The sequence below is a fragment of the Pseudonocardia sp. OZ21 genome, assembly GCF_059359135.1.
Genome location: NZ_JCADBN010000003.1, coordinates 234477 through 250545 on the forward strand (window position 1 = coordinate 234477; position 16069 = coordinate 250545).

Below are 16069 nucleotides of genomic sequence, written 5' to 3' on the forward strand. Positions count from 1 at the left end.
CACGGCGCCCTTGAGCCGATCCCGCTCAACTTGCTGTCCCGTCCAACGCACCACCGGCCGGACGTGTTCCCGGCACTTCCTCCGAACCGCCCCACCCGCCGCCACGGGCGTCCTACGCTGCCCGCATGATCGCGCCGCGCCCCGGCCCGCACCACGGGCAACTCGACGCCGCCGTCGAGTCCCTCACGCTCCAGGTGGATCGGGACACCGTGCTGCAGGCGCGGGCCGCGCTGCTGGGGGAGGCTCTGCGGCTCAAGGATGCGTTGCGAATGGGGACGATCGATCTGGCGGTCGGCCACTGCGGTCGAGATCCCGTCTCCGGGGATGCAGCCCCTGCGTTCAACGAGCGGATCGCCGCCCTCATCGCACATTGCCACCAGTACACCGAACTGCTCGAAGCCGCAGGACAGAAACTGGGAGAGATAGCGCGAGGTTACGGCTTTGCCGACGAAGAGATAGCTCGATCCTTCTCCTCATGATCACCCGGCTGACTATCGCACTACTGCTGAGCAGCGTGGTTCTCGTAGCATGCACGGCGGCCGGCTCTGATGTTCCTCCTCCAAGCAGCTCACCTACCCCTACGGAAAAGCTGTCGCCACGCCCCCGCGAGTTATCCCTCGACGTAGTCGACCCGTGTTCGCTCCTCACCACCACTCAGCAGCAGCTGCTCGGCGTAGGCAGCGGAAGATCGGGCGCCCCTGGTGAAGACCCGCAGAGCCCGGCGTGCGCCTGGACACGATTCCCCGAGGAGCCGCAGGACGCATACCAAATCCGACTCAACAAGGCTCAGGGCGCCGACGTCTCCCTTGGCAGCGTGACCGGGGCGAAGGTCGTATATGTCCACGGATTCGCCACTATCGAAACACTCTCTCCACACCTCCCACCGACAACCCACTGCGTGATGGTTGTCGACACGGCGTACGGACAGAACCTGGTACTGAGATACGAGTACGACGGCTCCACCGTCCCCATGACCAAACAGTTGGCGTGTGACAAGGCCAAGGTGGCGGCCGAGATGGCCGTCCAGACCCTCATCGAGCAGTCGGGCGGGTGACGTGGCATGACCGAGATCGGTTACTACCGCTACGAGGGCTTCGATCTGCGCACCAAATTCTCGTGGATCAACGGTGCTGTCGGTCTGCAGGCCACCGAACCCGCGCGGATCGGGATGGGCAATCTGGGCAACGCGTTCGTCGCGTCCGACGATGCGATCCGCGGTCTCCTCGCCCCGCTGGGGCTGCAGTGGCACGGACAGGCGGCCGAGGCGGCGGCCGGGGCGCTCGCGCGGGCGGCCGATCGGGCAGGCGCGGCGGGGCTGGACGGCGGGGCCGGCAGCAGCGCCGTCGCGGGCTACGGCCGGTCGTTCGAGGAGATGCGTCCGAAGATCGCCTGGCAGGACCCGGGGAACTGGGACTGGTGGGACGTCGGCATCGACGCCTACGGGGCCGGGATGCGGACGGCGTTCGGGGACACGTTCGACGTCCAGTCCGACTTCACGGCCACCCTCGAGGAGAACCGGACGCTCGACGCTCGAGCCAACGAGGCGCTCTACAGCCACGAGCAGGTCAGTCGCGAGCGGTTGGACGCGTTTCCGCTCGTCGAACCGGCGTCGGCACCGACCGCGCCCGGCGGCCCTGGGCCCTCCGGCGCGGTCCCGTTCCCGTCCCCCGGCCCCCTCGGTGCCGATCCCGTCGGAATCGGGCCTGCGAGTGGACCGTCGGCGCCTCCCGGCCTCGCGGCCCCACCGGGCACTCCGACGGTGGGGCGGTTCGCGCCCGAGGCCATCGGGGTGGGCGCCAACGCCGGGCCTCCTCCGGTGACCGGTGCCCAGCCTCCCGGTGCTGTGCCTGGTATCGGGCCTGCCGGAGGGCTGCACGCGCCGGGATCATCGCGTCCCGGCTCCAACGACGCCGGGGGCGGCTTCAGCCGGGGAAGCGCAGGTAGCTCCGCTCCGGCTTGGCGAGGCAGCGAGCGGTTCCCCGGCGGCGGCGGCCAGGGCGGCGTCGGGACGAACGGCGCGGCCGGCTTGTCCGGTGGGACCGGCCGTTCCGTCCCCGGGGGCGGAACGGGTGTCGGGCTCGGCCGGGGAGGCACGAGCGGGGGCGAGTTCGCGGGGCGGCTGGCCGGGGGATCCGAGCAGTCCGGCGCGGCTCGTCCGGGGGTGGGCACCGGTGCGGCGGCCCCAGGATCGGCGAGAACGGCGAACGCGCTGAGCACCGGCGGGCACGCCCCGTTCCTGGGCGGGATGGGAGCCGGAGCGGGTGCCGGGCCGACCGATCACAAGGTCCGGTACTGGATCCCGTCGACCGAGGCCTTCGACGTGGACCTGCCACCCCACACCGAGCCGGTCATCGAGGGGCGGGACGGCTGACCATGGGCCTCGACTGGACCCGCGCCACCGTTCTGCGCCTCACCGAGTTCGAGGTCTCGTGGGAACTGCTCGGCCTGGGGGAGACCCCGCCGCAGCTGGATCCGCCGAGTGCGGGCCGGACCATGGAGGAGCGCCGTCGCATCGTCGCCGGCGTCTGTGCAGACCTGCGGCGCCGTGGACTGGGTGACGAGCGCGGCCCGCAACCGGTGCTCGCCGAGCAGATGCGGTTGCTCGCCGTGGCCGAGTTGACGCTCGACCTGCGATTCCGCGGCGACACCCTGGTCGCGGGGTTGGCGGCATGCCGCGGGAACCGCTGCACGCTCGCCGTCCGGCACGGGGCGCAGATCGCACTGCTCGACCTGCCGGCCGACGCGGCGGCACCTGCGCTCGTCGAGCTGATCGGTCCCGTCACGCCCGGTCCAGGTGCCGTGGTGACGGTGCCCGCGGCGACGCTCGACGCAGCCCGATCCGTCGCGCCCGACGATCCCGGCCGGTTCGCCGAGGAACTGGTGTGGCGAGGCGTTCCCCGGCCCGACGCCGGCCGCCTGGTCCGGATGTGTTCCGGCGTTCGTCAACGCGGGCAGTTCGGAGCCACCGCGCGCCCCGGAGGCGGCCGGCGACGGCGGGCGCCGTACGTGGTGGGCATGCATCGCACCGACGACGGGCACTTCCGCCAGGTCCGGCGAACCGAAGCGGGCTGCACGACGGTGACGATCGGGCCGGTGACGGAACAGGGGCTACTCGACGACCTGGCCGACCTCGCAGGCGCCGTGAGCGGGTCAGGGGTCTGACCGGCCGCATCGGGGCTCACGGCTCCGGCCTCCGGATCGGAGAGGACCGCTCGCGGGCGGCTTCCACACAAGGTCTCGCGCCGACTCGCGGGGAACTCGCGACTCCCCGACGGGTACCGACGAAAACCCCGGCGCCTCACGCACGCCCATCAGGCGACTCGCGGGCGCGGAACCGGCGACTCGCGCACACGAAACAGGCGACTTGCGGGTGTAGAACGGGCGACTCGCGGGCGCGGAACGGGCGACTCGCGGGGGTGGGTCAGAGGGGGGCGGCCGGGCGGGGCTCGATGCGGCCCCTGGAGGCCGGGGGCAGCGGGTCGGACACCGGCGCCAGCACGCGGTGGTTCTCCGGATCGGGCACCACCTCGTCGGCGCTGTTGCGGTACTCCAGGTCCCCGTCCGGACCGAGGTCGGCCACGTAGCCGGCCGCGGCGAGCTGCTCCTCGTCCAGATCAATCAGCAGCTCCCAGCGGCTCGGCACGACCATGTAGTCGGGCCAGGGCAGGTGACCGTAGGCGTCGTGCAGGTCGGCGAGCAGCCCGACGAAGACCTGCTGCCAGCGCAGTGGCATCGACTGGGCCAGCGAGCGCGGCACCACCAGATGGTCTTCGGTGGCGCCGAGTGTGGGCCGGTCGAGGTAGTCCTGCAGTGGCGTGGTGGACGCCGGAACGAAGGGTTCGGGGGGCATTGCTACTCCTGCTCGTACGTGGCCGCCGACCACGACCCTAGGCACGGTTCGGTGTGGTGCCGGGCCGAGTGGCCAGCGGCACGAGCTCCGCATAATCCCACGGCACCGGCCGCACTCTGACGGATTGCCCGGTGTAGGGCGCCTCCACCATCTGCCCGTTGCCCATGTAGAGCACGACGTGGTGGATGGTGGCCGGGTCCGAGGGATCGGTGGCGTAGAAGAGCAGGTCACCGGGCTGTGCCTGAGCGACCGGCACGTGGCCACCGGCGTAGAACTGCTGCCTCGACACTCTGGGCAGGTTGATCCCCGCGGCCTGGAAGGCGCGCAGCATCAACCCGGAACAGTCGTAGGTGTTGGGTCCGGTCGCACCCCACACGTACGGCTTCCCGACCTCCTTGAGCGCGAAGGCGATGGCCGCGCCCGCTGCGCCGTCGGGAAGCACGCTGGTCTGCCCGCACCCCGCCGGGTCGGACACGTCGGCCAGCTGCTTCACGAGATCGGAGGCCAGGCCCTCCCACTTGGCGTACGCGTCGGGGAACGCCGAGCGCTGCACGGTCTGGGCCGCCACCGTGACGGGCATGTCGGCCCACCCCGGCACCGCCAGGAGGCGCTGGATGAAGATCGTGGTGCTGTACGTCGGGTCGGTGACCTGGGTCGGCGACCCCCAGCCCTGGGACGGGCGCTGCTGGAACAGCCCCAGCGAGTCCCGGTCGCCGTAGTTGATGTTGCGCAGGGTGGACTCCTGCATGGCCGTGGCGAGCGCGACGAGCCACGCCCGCGGCGGAGCCCCCAGGTTCCGGGCGACCTGAATGATCGTGGCGGCGTTGCGGCGTTGGTCGTCGCTCAGGTCGGCGGCCTGCAGCGGCGCCCTGCCACTGGCGAGCGGGCTCGAGTCCAGCCCGGCGTCGCACGGTCCGTACGAGGAGGGGGACTGACCGCCTCCCCCGCCCGTGCTGAACGCGATGAAGCCGACACCCAGGAACAGACCGAGTGCGGCGGCGATCGCCACGAACGGGATCAGGAGCCGCAGCGGCCGCAGGACGTTCATCGCGTGCCCACGGCGTCACGCCCGGTCGTAGCCGGCGACCCGCCAGCCTTCGGTGTCGGTGTCGACGACGAGGACGACCAGTGTGAAGGCGTCCGTCGGCACCCGGACCTGCACCGAACTCGGGGCGACCCGCACGGCGCGGGGCTCCCCGGTGACCCGGGTGGCCGGGATGTTGCCCGGGTCGACGCTGCTGAGGACCCCCAGGTACTCATCGGTCGTGGTGGGCCGGAGACCGTCGAGCCACGCCTGCATGGTGGTGCCGGCCGGCGGGCGGACCCAGGCCGCGGACCACCGTGCCGCCACCGAGAGCGCCGCCGCCGGGGCCCGCGAGAGCGGAAGGGTGGTGGGCTCGAGGTCCGGCACAGGGGGGAGTGCCGTCGGGGCGGGAGTCAGGGGGACGGCAGCGGATCCCGGGAGCCGGGAGGCGGACGGGGCGGCACCGGTGGACGACGGCGCGGCGAGCAGGCCTCGGCCTGACGAACCGCCCCCGAGAGCGTTGACGCCGATGCTCACCCCGGCTGCCACGGCGACGATGAGGATCCCGGTGACGGCGAGCCGGGCGGGGGACCGGAGAGGCCACTGCCAGATCGACCGATAGGCAGCGGCGCGCCCGCGCGGGGACCTAATCGGCACGGCCGGACCCGCCGCTCGGGCTGTAGGCCGCCGGCGTCGAACGGGGCCGGTAGATGCGGTACACGGGGACACCGTCGACGAGCTCGGCGCGCACCGGACGTGCGCCACCGGGGCGCAACGGCACCGCGTCGGGCCGGCGGTAGATCACGCGTTCGTCGACCTCGCCGGGGTCGGCCCAGCTCGGCGTCGGTCCCCCGCCGCCGACTCCGCCGGACCCCGTGGGGAGGGCCGGACGGCGTGCTCCCGGAACGAGCCGCTCCGACGACGGCGCCTCGACCTCGGTTCGCCGCCGCGGGGCCCGCGCGCTCGCCTGGGTGGGAATCCGGATTCCCGGCTCCGCCTCGGGACGTCCGCCGTCCGGGTAGCCGTACGTGGAGGCCGCCCCGCGGCGCTCGTCCCACCACCGGGTCTGGCGGTCCTCGGTCGGTCCACCGCGCACCCGCTGCCAGACGCGGGACATGGGGCCGGTACCGGCGCCGGGCACGATTCCCCCGAACTGCTCGCGGGTGAGCGAAACCATCGACACGAGCCGCCGGAAGGGGCGGGCGACGGCCCACAGGACCACGGTGACGACGCCCGTGACGAGCAGCGCGAGCCACAGGTCGACGCCACTGCCCGGACGGAACAACGACACCACCAGCAGCGCGTGCAGCCCGGCGAGAGCCCCCACCACCAGCGTGTTCACGATCGCCGCGCCCGCGACGCGCAGCACCGACGGCAGGATGTCGGGCTTGAGAATGGCGACCACCGCGACCGCGGGCGCGGTCATCACCATGAGCCGCAGCAGCAGCATCGCCACCAGCACCAGCACCTTGGAGAGCAGCTGGAACAGCGCGATGCACAACGCCTGCACCACCGCCAGGATCCCGACGCCGATACGGCTGCCGGACTTGCCCTGGAAGTAGGAGTAGCGGTCCCCCATCCGACCCGCGAGCGCGGCGAAGTCGGCTTTCTTCTGCTCAGCGAGCTGCACGGTGTCGCGACCCTCGGCGACCTCGGGTTTGGTGAACGTCTGCGCGCGCAGCAGGTCGCGGCCGAGCTCCTTCGCCTGGGGAACGTCGGGCGACCCGAACTCACCCCGCAGCCAGTTCTGGTAGATCACCTGGTCGACGAGCACGGTGGGCAGCGTGTCCCGGTCGCCGAGCCCGACCTGCCCGAGGAAGCCCTGCTGCATGTCGGTGACGCCGTTGAGCAGCAGCGGGTCGGCCGCCTTCGCCCAGTCGACCGGCGCCAGGTACGCCGCCGAGCCCACCAGCAGGGCGAGCGCCGCGAACGCGGCACGCTGGGTCTGGCGCGCGAGGTCACCGCGTAGCGCGAGCACGAGAAGCAGCACGGCCAGAACGAGGAGCGCCAGGCCGACCCACGTGGTGAACACCGCGTCGTACATCGCCCGCGTGCCGTCGCCGATGAGCTGGTCGAGCGGGGCGAGCAGCTCACCGCCGTCGGCGATCAGGTAGTGCGACCAGTTCACCCCGGCGACGGCGAACTTCGCGACGTTGAAGGTCTGGTTACCCAGCCAGGTGTCGGTGGAGGTCGCGGGGTTGACCACCGTTCCGGCGCACCCGAGGTCGTAGGTGTACCAGACGAGGCCCGCGTACCCCACCTCGTCGTAGACGCTGCCGGGCTCGCCCACCCCGTAGGTCGGGGGATCGAGCGAACCCACCAGCCCCGTCCCGGGCCGGTCCGGCTCCGGCGACTCCTTGCAGTCCAGCGACTGCGCGAAGGCGGGCTGCCCGAGCAGCACCGAACCGCCGACGAGCCCGGTGACGATCAGCAGTGCGACCCGGCGACGTGGCTTCTCGGCGCGAGGCAGGCGACGCGGCTCCGCGTCAGCGCGGGCCCGGCGACGACGCCACGAGTCCGCCAGCACGGCGGCAGCCAGCACCAGTGCCACCGGCAGCCAACCTGCGACCGGCGGCAGCCCCCCGGGCATCACCGACGGGCCTCCCCGACCGTACGTATGCGGTCCTGGCCGTGGCCGACGGGATCACCGTTGCCATTGCCGTTGTCGGGGTGCCGGTCCTCGACACCGGTGTCGACGTCGCCGAGGAGATCGAGTTCCTCGTCGTCGAGAAGCTCGTTGACGCTGCCCGAGCCGTTGCCGTTGACCGGGCCGCCTGCTCGGGTGGACGCACCGGACACCAGCAGGCCGTCGGAGTCGTCGAGGTCGGCGAACTCCTCGTCGAGATCGTCGCCGAGGTCCTCGGGGGGACGACGGGTCCCACCGGACTTGTTCAGGATGTGGCCCGGCGCCACAGGACCGGGTGGGGCCGGTTCGTCCGGGGCACGGACCGCCGCGGGTGCGGTGGCGGCCGGAACGCCACGGACGGAGACGCGGCTGGCGTCGGGGTTGGTGTCGAGCGCTTCGCGCACGTGCTCGAGATGCGGGGCCTCGAGGTCGATGCGGATCTTCTCGACGCCGCCGTGCCCGTCGGCGAAGATGAACTGCCGCGGGGTGTCGTCGGGCCGGTCGTCGTGCCGGGGCCGTGGTGACAGCGTGCCGAGCATCTGCTCGTACCCGACGCCGGTGGGCACCTTCAGCAGGCGCAGTGCCTCACTCTGTGCCTCCTCGTCGTCGGTGCGTCCGACGAAGACGGCGTTGACGAGCGACGCGAACCCCGAGACCCGCAGCAGGTCGCCGGCGAGCTGGGAGGCGAACAGCGCGCGGACGTTGAACTTCCGCGAGTCGCGGGCGAGCCGGTCGATGAGCACCTTGCCGGTGGGCACCTGGGAGAGGAAGTGGGTCTCGTCGAGCGCGACGCCCTTGCGCAGGTTGCGGTCGGCGTCGTAGATCGTGCGCTGTGTGAGCCAGGACGCCAGGTTCAGCAGCTCCACGGCGAGCGACTCACCGTCGGTCCACTCCTCGCGAGGACTGCCGGGCCTCGGCAGCGTCATGCCCTGCATGGTGAGCACCGTGAGGCGGTACTCCCGGTCGGCCTGCCACGGGTCGTCGCGGGAGGTGTCGGGGAACAGCAGCGCCGCCTGGGGCAGCTCCCTGCGCTCCTCCAGGAAGTCGGCCACCACGCCGGCGTGCTCCTCGCCGTCGCGCGCGTGCCGGCGCAGCGCGTCGATCACCTGGCCCGGGTGGCGGTCGGTGGCGCCACCGACCTCGCGCACCGCGCGGAGCAGCACGATGCGGGTGTGCGGCAGCCGCGCGACGTCGTAGGGCAGGAGCCCGGTGAGAACGTCGAGGACGAGCCGTCGTCGGGTGGCCGCGGCGAGGGAGCGCTCACGCCGCCATGCCCGCTCGGGGTCCTCCTCGTCGAGGAAGTGCTCCGGACGCGGCTCGGCGACCACCCGGTACGGGTTGAGGATGCCGGGGTCGGCGCGGAGCAGGTTGATGTGGCGGCTGAACGGCGCGAGCTCGGGCAGGCGGGTGAGCTCCGCGAGCGGGCCCGACGGGTCGAGAACCGTCCAGCGGGCGCCTGCCCGCAGCGTCTTGTAGACGATCACCCCGGTGAGGAACGACTTGCCGGACCCCAGCCCGCCGACCACCGCGGTGAGGCCGGACGCCCTGCGCACCTCCTGCGCGAGCCATGGGTCCCAGGCCACCGGGCGGCGAGTGGCGGTGCACGTCTCGCCGATCATGATGCCGCGCCGGTCGCCGACGGACGCGGTGGCCGCGGGAACGGCGGACGCCGCCCACGTGACCGAGCCTCGCCGCCGGTAGGCGGTGGACGCGAGCGGCTCACCGGGGATGAACTCGCGGGCGAAGCGGTACTGCGCCTCGGGGTGCTCGATCTGCACCTTCGGCCGGTACACGTCGAGCACCTGCTGGGCTCTGCTGACCGCCTCGGCCTCGTCCTTGCCGGACACCGCGACCCGCCACCAGCCGTACAGGCGGGTGTTGAGCTGGGTGAGCCCGGTGGTCAGCTCGTCCTCGACCTCCAGCACGCGGTCGGCCTGCCGGGCCAGCGACATCGGCGGGTCGAGGTCGTGGTCGTGTGTGTAGTGCCGGATCTGGCTGCGCACCTTCCCCATCTGGCGCTGCAGCTCACCCGCCACCTCTTCGGGACGCCGGACGTAGATCCGCGCCGACCACTCCACGGGGAAGGGGAGCCGGTCGGAGTGCTGCATCCACGGGTCGTCGACCTCGGGGATGCGCAGCCCGTCCATGAGCCCGACGGACAGGACAGCGACGTTCCGAGAGACGGTCTGAGTGCGTAGTCGCCCGACGACACGGACGGTGGGTGCGTAGGGCTCCTGGTGCATGTCGATGCCGTCGGTGAACGCCGCGAGGTCCTCGGTCTCCCACCGGCTGACCCCGCCGGGAACCATCGAGAGCGTGCGCGGTGCGGGCAGGCCGAGCGCGCACGAACGGTGCATCAACCAGGAGATGTCGTCGGCGGAGGCCGGCACGGCGTCGAGTCCGCTGCCTGCGACGAGCGAGTCGAGGTGTCCCACCTCGGTGGACAGCGCAGCGATCTCCGCGCGCACCGCGGCGGGCGCGACCCTGCCCAGAACCGGGGCAGCCCGCTCGACCCAGCGGTCGAGCACGCTCCGTCCGGAGACCTCGATGCCGAGGAAGACCTCCTTGTCCGACATCGACAGGCCCATCAGGTGCCGTTGTTCGCCCTCGAGGAACCCGTCCCAGCCCAGTGCGCCCGCGACGTCCGGCATCCGGCCGAGCGCGTTGTGGTCGAACGACTCTGCCCACATGTGGACGGGGTAGGGCCTGGTGGTGACCCGCAGGTGCAGCCAGCGGCCCTGCAGCTCTCCCAGTTGCGCGGCGATCTGCCGGATCAGCACCTCGCGCTGCGAGTCGCTCCGGAAGCTCCAGGCCTGCGCGGCGAGCCGGTACCAGGCCATCACCTGGGTGCCGGTACGGGTCAGATGGCCCTCGATCGACCGCAGCGCGATCTGGGGGACGTACTTCGGCAGTCCGGCCTCACCGGCCAACGCGCGACCGCGGCGACCGCCACGCTGTCTCTCGAGTGGACTGCTGTCGCGACGGGCGTCACGTCGCGCCACGTGAACGTCCCTTTCCACGCCCGGCCGCCGCCCGGTCCTTCGTCCGCGAGGTCTGCCACGAATCGCGTTCCGCAGGCACCTTCGATGCCTTCGGTGTCTTCGATGCCTTCACTTTCGCCTTGCGAGCCCGGACGACCGGCCCGACGCGCACGTGGTCGGAGCGGACCTCGCCGCCGCCGACTGCCGTGCGCACCCTCGGCCCGGTGATCTCGTGACGGAAGAGCTCCACAACCTGCCCGAGGGGTCGTTCGTAGTCGATGCGCTGACCGAGGAACCGCGTGATCACGACGGTGATCACGAGGGCCCACGCTACGGAGAAGAAGTCGAGCCCGATACCGACCCGTCGTTGCACGAACATGACGCCGATCATGACGAGCAGGCCGAGGCCGTAGCTGACGTACCGCGCACGCCACGGGAAGGTGGCACGTGGCGGCCCCAGCCAGACGGAGTCGACGCGGTAGATCTCGTCGTCGGTGCGAACGAGCAACTGATCACCCGACGAGGAGGCTTGCCAGGAAATTGCCGATCTGCGGGCCGTTGCCCGAGACGGCGATGCCGAGCGCGACCAGCCCGACGAGCAGTCCCACACTTCGGCGCGCCACGCCCGCGTTGTCACCGCGCCCGCCGATCCACAACAGGATGATCGCGATACCGAGCAGTACGAGCGGGACAACGTTGTCTTGGATCCACCCTTGGAGCCCGTTGGTGGTCAGCCCCTGCGCGTAATGCGCAAGCGCCTCTGGTCCGGTCATACGGCTCCTCCTTGCGGCGCTACCCACCCGAGGCTGCCCGTACCCGACCCCCCGGGCTGGTGATACCCGAACGTGTCGACTCGGCTATCCAGCGTTGAGTAGACCATGCTGACCAGCGGGAGCATAGAGGGTCGCCCGCACGGCGGGCACGAGGTCACACAACGAGCAGTGTGCACCGCCGACAGGGTGACTGACCTGGGGATCGTTTGCCCTCCGACTGTCCCGACTGATCGGTTGATGCGCCCCGAACCGACCTTCGGGTGCGACTTTGCAGACCGCGACGTGTCGAATCGCGCTCACTGTTACCGGCCGGTAAGTTGGCCCCTGATCGGCCCGAACGTTCCCGGTCGCGAGCCGGGGACGGCGGTCTACCCTGCTCCGCAACGGCCTGCGGCTCCACCGCCGCGGACCAGCCCTGGGAGGAAGCCCGTGGTTGTCAGACTGGTCATCGGACTGGCGATGACAGTGATCGCCGTGGCGGTGTCCGGCCGTCGCGCCCTGTGGCTCTACCGGCTGATCAAGTCCGGTCAGCCGGCACACGACCGCACGAACGCCCTGAACGAGCGGCTGCGGGCCCAGCTCGTGGAGGTCTTCGGGCAGCGCAAGCTGCTGCGATGGTCGGTCCCGGGGCTGGCGCACTTCTTCACGTTCTGGGCCTTCGTGATCTTGATCACGGTGTACCTCGAAGCGTACGGAGCGCTGTTCGACCACGACTTCCACATCCCGCTGATCGGCCGGTGGCCGGTGCTCGGGTTCCTCCAGGACTTCATCGCCGCCGCGGCGTTGATCTCCCTCGGGGTCTTCGCGGTGATCCGGCTGCGCAACGCGCCGGAGCGCGAGGCGCGGGCGTCGCGGTTCTACGGCTCGCACACCGGCGGCGCGTGGCTGATCCTCTTCATGATCTTCAACGTGCTGTGGACGATGTTCTTCTTCCGCGGCGCGTCCTCGGCCCTCGGCGTCTTCCCCTACACCTCGGGCGCGTTCGTCTCGATCGGCGTGGGCCATCTGTTCGACGGCCTGTCCGAGGGCACCCTCGAGGTGCTGGAGAGCGTCGGCCTGCTGCTGCACATCGGCGTGATGCTGGTCTTCACGGTGATCATCGCCTACAGCAAGCACCTGCACATCTTCACCGCCCCGATCAACGTCTCGGCCAAACGCCTGCCCAAGGCGCTGGGCCCGCTGCCGGTGATGGAGTCGAACGGCAAGCCCATCGACTTCGAGGATCCGGGCGAGGACGACGTGTTCGGGCGCGGCAAGGTCGAGGACTTCACGTGGAAGGGCATGCTCGACTTCGCGACCTGCACCGAGTGCGGCCGCTGCCAGAGCCAGTGCCCGGCCTGGAACACCGGCAAGCCGCTCTCCCCGAAGCTCGTGATCATGGACCTGCGCGACCACCTGCTCGCGAAGGCGCCCTACATCATCGGCGGGCAGGGCATGCCCGACGAGGGCGCTGTCTCGGTCACCGGCGGGGCCGACCAGGCAGGCGGGAACGGCCACCACGTCCCGGAGTCCGGCTTCGGCCGGGTGCCCGGCTCGGGGCCCGAGCAGGCCGTGCGTCCGCTGGTCGGCACCCTGGAGCAGGGCGGGGTGATCGACCCTGACGTCCTGTGGTCCTGCACCACGTGCGGCGCGTGCGTGGAGCAGTGCCCGGTGGACATCGAGCACGTCGACCACATCGTCGACATGCGCAGGCACCAGGTGCTCATCGAGTCGGAGTTCCCCTCCGAGCTCGGCGTGCTGTTCCGCAACCTGGAGAACAAGGGCAACCCGTGGGGCCAGAACGCCAAGGACCGGCTCGACTGGACCAAGAACCTCGACTTCGAGGTGCCGGTCTTCGGTGCTGACGGGGCCGGCGAGCTGTCCGCCGACACCGAGTACCTGTTCTGGGTCGGCTGCGCAGGCGCGTTCGACGACAACGCCAAGAAGACGGTGCGGGCCACCGCCGAACTGCTGCATCGCGCGGGCGTCGGGTACGTCGTGCTCGGCCCGGAGGAGAGCTGCACCGGCGACCCGGCCCGCCGATCGGGCAACGAGTTCCTGTTCCAGATGCTCGCCCAGCAGAACGTCGAGATCCTGAACACGGTCTTCGAAGGCCGGGAGCCGGGCACCCGCAAGATCGTCACGACCTGCCCGCACTGCCTCAACACCCTCGGACGGGAGTACCCGCAGCTCGACGGGCACTACGAGGTGGTGCACCACACGCAGTTGCTCAACAAGCTGGTGCGGGAGGGCAAGCTCGTCCCGGTCGCCGCGCCCGACGGCGCGCTCACCGACGTCACCTACCACGACCCGTGCTACCTCGGTCGGCACAACGAGATCTACGAGGAGCCCCGCGAGCTCGTCGGCGCTGCCGGGGTGAAGCTCAACGAGATGCCGCGTCACGCCGACCGTTCCTTCTGCTGCGGCGCAGGCGGTGCCCGCATGTGGATGGAGGAGAAGATCGGCAAGCGGGTCAACCTCGAGCGCGTCGACGAGGCACTGGGCACCGGGGCGGAGAAGATCGCCACCGGCTGCCCGTTCTGCCGCGTCATGTTCTCCGACGGACTCACCCAGCGGCAGAGCGAGGACAAGGGCGCGGGCGTCGAGATCCTCGACGTCTCCCAGATGCTGCTCGCCTCGGTCCGGCGCGGTGACGCCGACAGCGCCGCCGCCAACGGCTCCGTGGATGCGGTGGGGGCAGGCTCGCCGCACACCGCCGACACCACCCCCACCGGCGGAACCCAGGTCAACGGGCCGGGCGACGAGTCCGCGGTCACCGCCGAACCCGACGGCGACGTGTCGGTGGGTGGGGCAGGCACCGGCGGCGCGGAGCCGAAGGGCGCCCGCCCGGGCGATCCCACGGCTCAGGAAGGTCGACAGAGCGGGGACTGACCCGGGGCGACGACCGGTCTCAGCAGGGGCGGAATCCGGTCACGACGTACCGGGACGGGGCGACGGCCTCGATGGTGAGATGGCCGACCTGTGGACCTGCGGGCGTCGTCGTGCCCCAGTCCATGGTGCAGGCGTCGACCTGGAGTCCCGTCGGAGTGGGCGTGGTGGGGACGTTCGCCTGGGCGTACCGGATGCGATCGGACACCTGCGCGGCGAGCGCCATCACGGCGGCCGCGCAGTCGGGCTGCCCGACCGAAGCAGCGAACGGCGCTCGGGCGGGCTCGGCCAGCAGGTTGTCGCACACCGCACCGGGGCTGCCCAGCGCGATCCGGTTGAGCAGGGACGGCAGCACGCTCTGCGGACGGGGCGCACCCTGATCCGCTTTGCTCTCCTGCTGCAACTGCGCATAGGACGCCGCCGCCTGCTGCTGCTGGCGAACGTTGGTGAAGGTGAATCCGACGCCGGTGATCAGACACAGCACCGCACCCACCGCCGCGAGCCGCCACCAGGGCAGCTGGGCGAGGCCGGCGAGCAGCACTCCGATGCTCGCCGCCAGCGCCCAGGCCCACGGCCCGGTGCTCATCATCAGCCCGATGACGACCACCAGCCCGGCGACGGGCAGGTCCCATCCGCGCAGCGGGCCGTCGAGCCGCAGCAACCGGAGGACGACGAGCGCTCCGAGTCCGGCCAGCCAGGGGATCCACGACAGGCCGGAGAACGGCCACAGCAGCACGGCGGCCGCGGTGATCGCCAGCCCGGCAGCGCCGCGCGGGGACCGGATGAGCCGCCGCCAGTCGAAGCGCGGGCGGGCCTTCGGGCCGGCGGGTGGCGGGCCCGGAGGTGGCGGGGGCGGGCCAGGGACTGCTGGTGGGGGAACCTGCGGACGCGCCGCGGGCAGCCACGGAGGCGGGGTGGGTCGACGCGGTTCCATCGGCATCCGAATCTACTGCTCGGACGGTCCGTGTCCCAGTGGTAGCGCTGGGTCAGCTACGGCGACCCGCCCGGCGCCACTCCTGTGGCGCGGACCCGTGGCTGCTCCGGAACCGCTTGATGAAGTAGCTGGCGTCGCGGTAGCCGACCCGGGCGCCGACGGTCTCGACCGTCAGGTCGGTCTCGGCCAGGAGGCGGCGAGCCTCCGTCATGCGCCGCTCGGTGATCCACTGCTGGACCGTGCGCCCGGTCTTGCGCCCGACCACCGTCGTGAGGTGGCCGGGGGTGAGGCCCACGGCACGCGCGACGTCGCTCAGCGAGATGGGGCTCCGGTAGCGCTCCTCGATGACGTCGAAGACCGCGGCGAGCATCGGCTCGTCCCGCAGCGTGAGGTCGTCGGACACGTCGGTGACCAGCCGGGAGACGGCAACGAGCAGGAGCGTGAGGTGCGCCAGTACGGCCTCGTTGTAGCCGTCCCGCCGCTCGTGGAGCTCGCGTTCCAGCGCGGCGAGCTGCGATATGAAGCCGGGCCGGTCGGCGGCCGGCACGTGGAGCCGTTGCGCGCCACCCGCCAGGCCACGGACGAACGGGAACAGCAGAGGGTGGGCGCGCCAGGACAGGAACGCCCCGGGAAGGCTCGGCTCGACGACGTCGGACGGGAAGAAGACCGCCCACGCCTCGGGCACCCCTGCGCCGACCATCCGGTCGGGCGTCACGACCTCGCCGGGTGCCAGCACGAACACGTCGCCGGTGCCGAGCCGCCACTCGTGGTCGTTGATCCGCATCGAACCGCCGCCGCGCTCGACGTAGAACAGCACGAGGAAGTCGTGTGCGTGGGTGCGCACGGACCCGTGCTCCTGGCGCGCTCCGGGGGAGCGCACCACGCTGACCGGCGGTACCCCGGGCAGCCGGGGGTAGGTGTGGACGGGAACGTCCCGGCCGATGGCAGGAAGAACCGAGGATCGTCGTACTGCACCCGCGAATCCGTCATTGGCCGCAGCTGACGCGCGATCA

The 16069-nt window shown here is 71.5% G+C and carries 14 protein-coding genes; 5 read left to right on the forward strand and 9 right to left on the reverse strand.

Translation table 11 applies throughout. The features are described 5' to 3' along the window. Positions 1–125 precede the first annotated feature (125 nt). The 4 genes from AC5L35_RS07980 to AC5L35_RS07995 are packed head-to-tail and all read left to right on the forward strand — an operon-like array spanning position 126 to position 3162. The gene (locus tag AC5L35_RS07980) at positions 126–479 is read left to right on the forward strand and encodes a WXG100 family type VII secretion target (protein ID WP_495058910.1); all 354 of its coding nucleotides are present in this window, start codon (positions 126–128) and stop codon (positions 477–479) included. After that, complete coding sequence (locus AC5L35_RS07985; protein WP_495058911.1) at positions 476–1054, forward strand: DUF3558 family protein; 579 nt, start codon at positions 476–478, stop codon at positions 1052–1054. Before AC5L35_RS07980 ends, AC5L35_RS07985 begins: the two co-directional genes overlap by 4 nt. 6 nt (positions 1055–1060) lie before the next feature. Then, the gene (locus AC5L35_RS07990) at positions 1061–2371 is read left to right on the forward strand and encodes a hypothetical protein (RefSeq protein ID WP_495058912.1); all 1311 of its coding nucleotides are present in this window, start codon (positions 1061–1063) and stop codon (positions 2369–2371) included. Between the two features lie 2 nt (positions 2372–2373). Next, on the forward strand, positions 2374–3162 hold the full coding sequence (locus AC5L35_RS07995; RefSeq protein ID WP_495058913.1) for an ESX secretion-associated protein EspG: 789 nt from the start codon (positions 2374–2376) through the stop codon (positions 3160–3162). A 259-nt stretch (positions 3163–3421) separates the two neighbouring features. Here the strand turns inward: AC5L35_RS07995 and AC5L35_RS08000 are convergent, their stop codons facing one another. Genes AC5L35_RS08000 through AC5L35_RS08030 form a run of 7 tightly spaced genes read right to left on the reverse strand, consistent with a single transcriptional unit; the run spans position 3422 to position 11254 of the window. After that, a complete protein-coding gene (locus tag AC5L35_RS08000; RefSeq protein ID WP_495058914.1) occupies positions 3422–3850 on the reverse strand; it encodes a hypothetical protein in 429 nt (142 codons plus the stop codon). A 37-nt stretch (positions 3851–3887) separates the two neighbouring features. After that, positions 3888–4898 (reverse strand): C40 family peptidase, encoded by a 1011-nt coding sequence (locus AC5L35_RS08005; RefSeq protein WP_495058915.1) that lies wholly within the window; start codon positions 4896–4898, stop codon positions 3888–3890. 15 nt (positions 4899–4913) lie between these two features. Next, positions 4914–5531: a hypothetical protein gene (locus AC5L35_RS08010; protein ID WP_495058916.1), complete on the reverse strand. Its 618-nt coding sequence runs from the start codon at positions 5529–5531 to the stop codon at positions 4914–4916. Further along, positions 5521–7464 carry a hypothetical protein gene (locus AC5L35_RS08015; RefSeq protein WP_495059255.1) on the reverse strand — a complete coding sequence of 648 codons (1944 nt, stop codon included), beginning with the start codon at positions 7462–7464 and terminating at the stop codon, positions 5521–5523. The genes AC5L35_RS08010 and AC5L35_RS08015 overlap by 11 nt, the downstream gene beginning before the upstream one ends. Next, positions 7464–10502, reverse strand: coding sequence for an ATP-binding protein (locus tag AC5L35_RS08020; RefSeq protein ID WP_495058917.1), 3039 nt, complete (start codon positions 10500–10502; stop codon positions 7464–7466). The genes AC5L35_RS08015 and AC5L35_RS08020 overlap by 1 nt, the downstream gene beginning before the upstream one ends. Continuing rightward, positions 10489–10989, reverse strand: coding sequence for a hypothetical protein (locus tag AC5L35_RS08025; protein ID WP_495058918.1), 501 nt, complete (start codon positions 10987–10989; stop codon positions 10489–10491). The genes AC5L35_RS08020 and AC5L35_RS08025 overlap by 14 nt, the downstream gene beginning before the upstream one ends. Positions 10990–10993: 4 nt before the next feature. Beyond that, a complete protein-coding gene (locus AC5L35_RS08030; protein ID WP_169400471.1) occupies positions 10994–11254 on the reverse strand; it encodes a hypothetical protein in 261 nt (86 codons plus the stop codon). Positions 11255–11683: 429 nt separating this feature from the next. On the opposite strand from AC5L35_RS08030, the gene AC5L35_RS08035 reads away from it, so the two are divergent. Continuing rightward, a complete protein-coding gene (locus tag AC5L35_RS08035) occupies positions 11684–14125 on the forward strand; it encodes a heterodisulfide reductase-related iron-sulfur binding cluster (RefSeq protein WP_495058919.1) in 2442 nt (813 codons plus the stop codon). 19 nt (positions 14126–14144) lie between these two features. Here the strand turns inward: AC5L35_RS08035 and AC5L35_RS08040 are convergent, their stop codons facing one another. Further along, a complete protein-coding gene (locus tag AC5L35_RS08040) occupies positions 14145–15056 on the reverse strand; it encodes a hypothetical protein (protein WP_495058920.1) in 912 nt (303 codons plus the stop codon). 52 nt (positions 15057–15108) lie between these two features. Beyond that, positions 15109–15900, reverse strand: coding sequence for a helix-turn-helix transcriptional regulator (locus tag AC5L35_RS08045; RefSeq protein ID WP_495058921.1), 792 nt, complete (start codon positions 15898–15900; stop codon positions 15109–15111). Positions 15901–16069: the final 169 nt, after the last annotated feature.

Coding starts and splice junctions, on each gene's coding strand:
- AC5L35_RS07980 (WP_495058910.1), top strand. CDS start 126: ATGATCGCGCCGCGCCCCGGCCCGCACCACGGGCAACTCGACGCCGCC.
- AC5L35_RS07985 (WP_495058911.1), top strand. CDS start 476: ATGATCACCCGGCTGACTATCGCACTACTGCTGAGCAGCGTGGTTCTC.
- AC5L35_RS07990 (WP_495058912.1), top strand. CDS start 1,061: ATGACCGAGATCGGTTACTACCGCTACGAGGGCTTCGATCTGCGCACC.
- AC5L35_RS07995 (WP_495058913.1), top strand. CDS start 2,374: ATGGGCCTCGACTGGACCCGCGCCACCGTTCTGCGCCTCACCGAGTTC.
- AC5L35_RS08000 (WP_495058914.1), bottom strand. CDS start 3,850: ATGCCCCCCGAACCCTTCGTTCCGGCGTCCACCACGCCACTGCAGGAC.
- AC5L35_RS08005 (WP_495058915.1), bottom strand. CDS start 4,898: ATGAACGTCCTGCGGCCGCTGCGGCTCCTGATCCCGTTCGTGGCGATC.
- AC5L35_RS08015 (WP_495059255.1), bottom strand. CDS start 7,464: ATGCCCGGGGGGCTGCCGCCGGTCGCAGGTTGGCTGCCGGTGGCACTG.
- AC5L35_RS08030 (WP_169400471.1), bottom strand. CDS start 11,254: ATGACCGGACCAGAGGCGCTTGCGCATTACGCGCAGGGGCTGACCACC.
- AC5L35_RS08040 (WP_495058920.1), bottom strand. CDS start 15,056: ATGGAACCGCGTCGACCCACCCCGCCTCCGTGGCTGCCCGCGGCGCGT.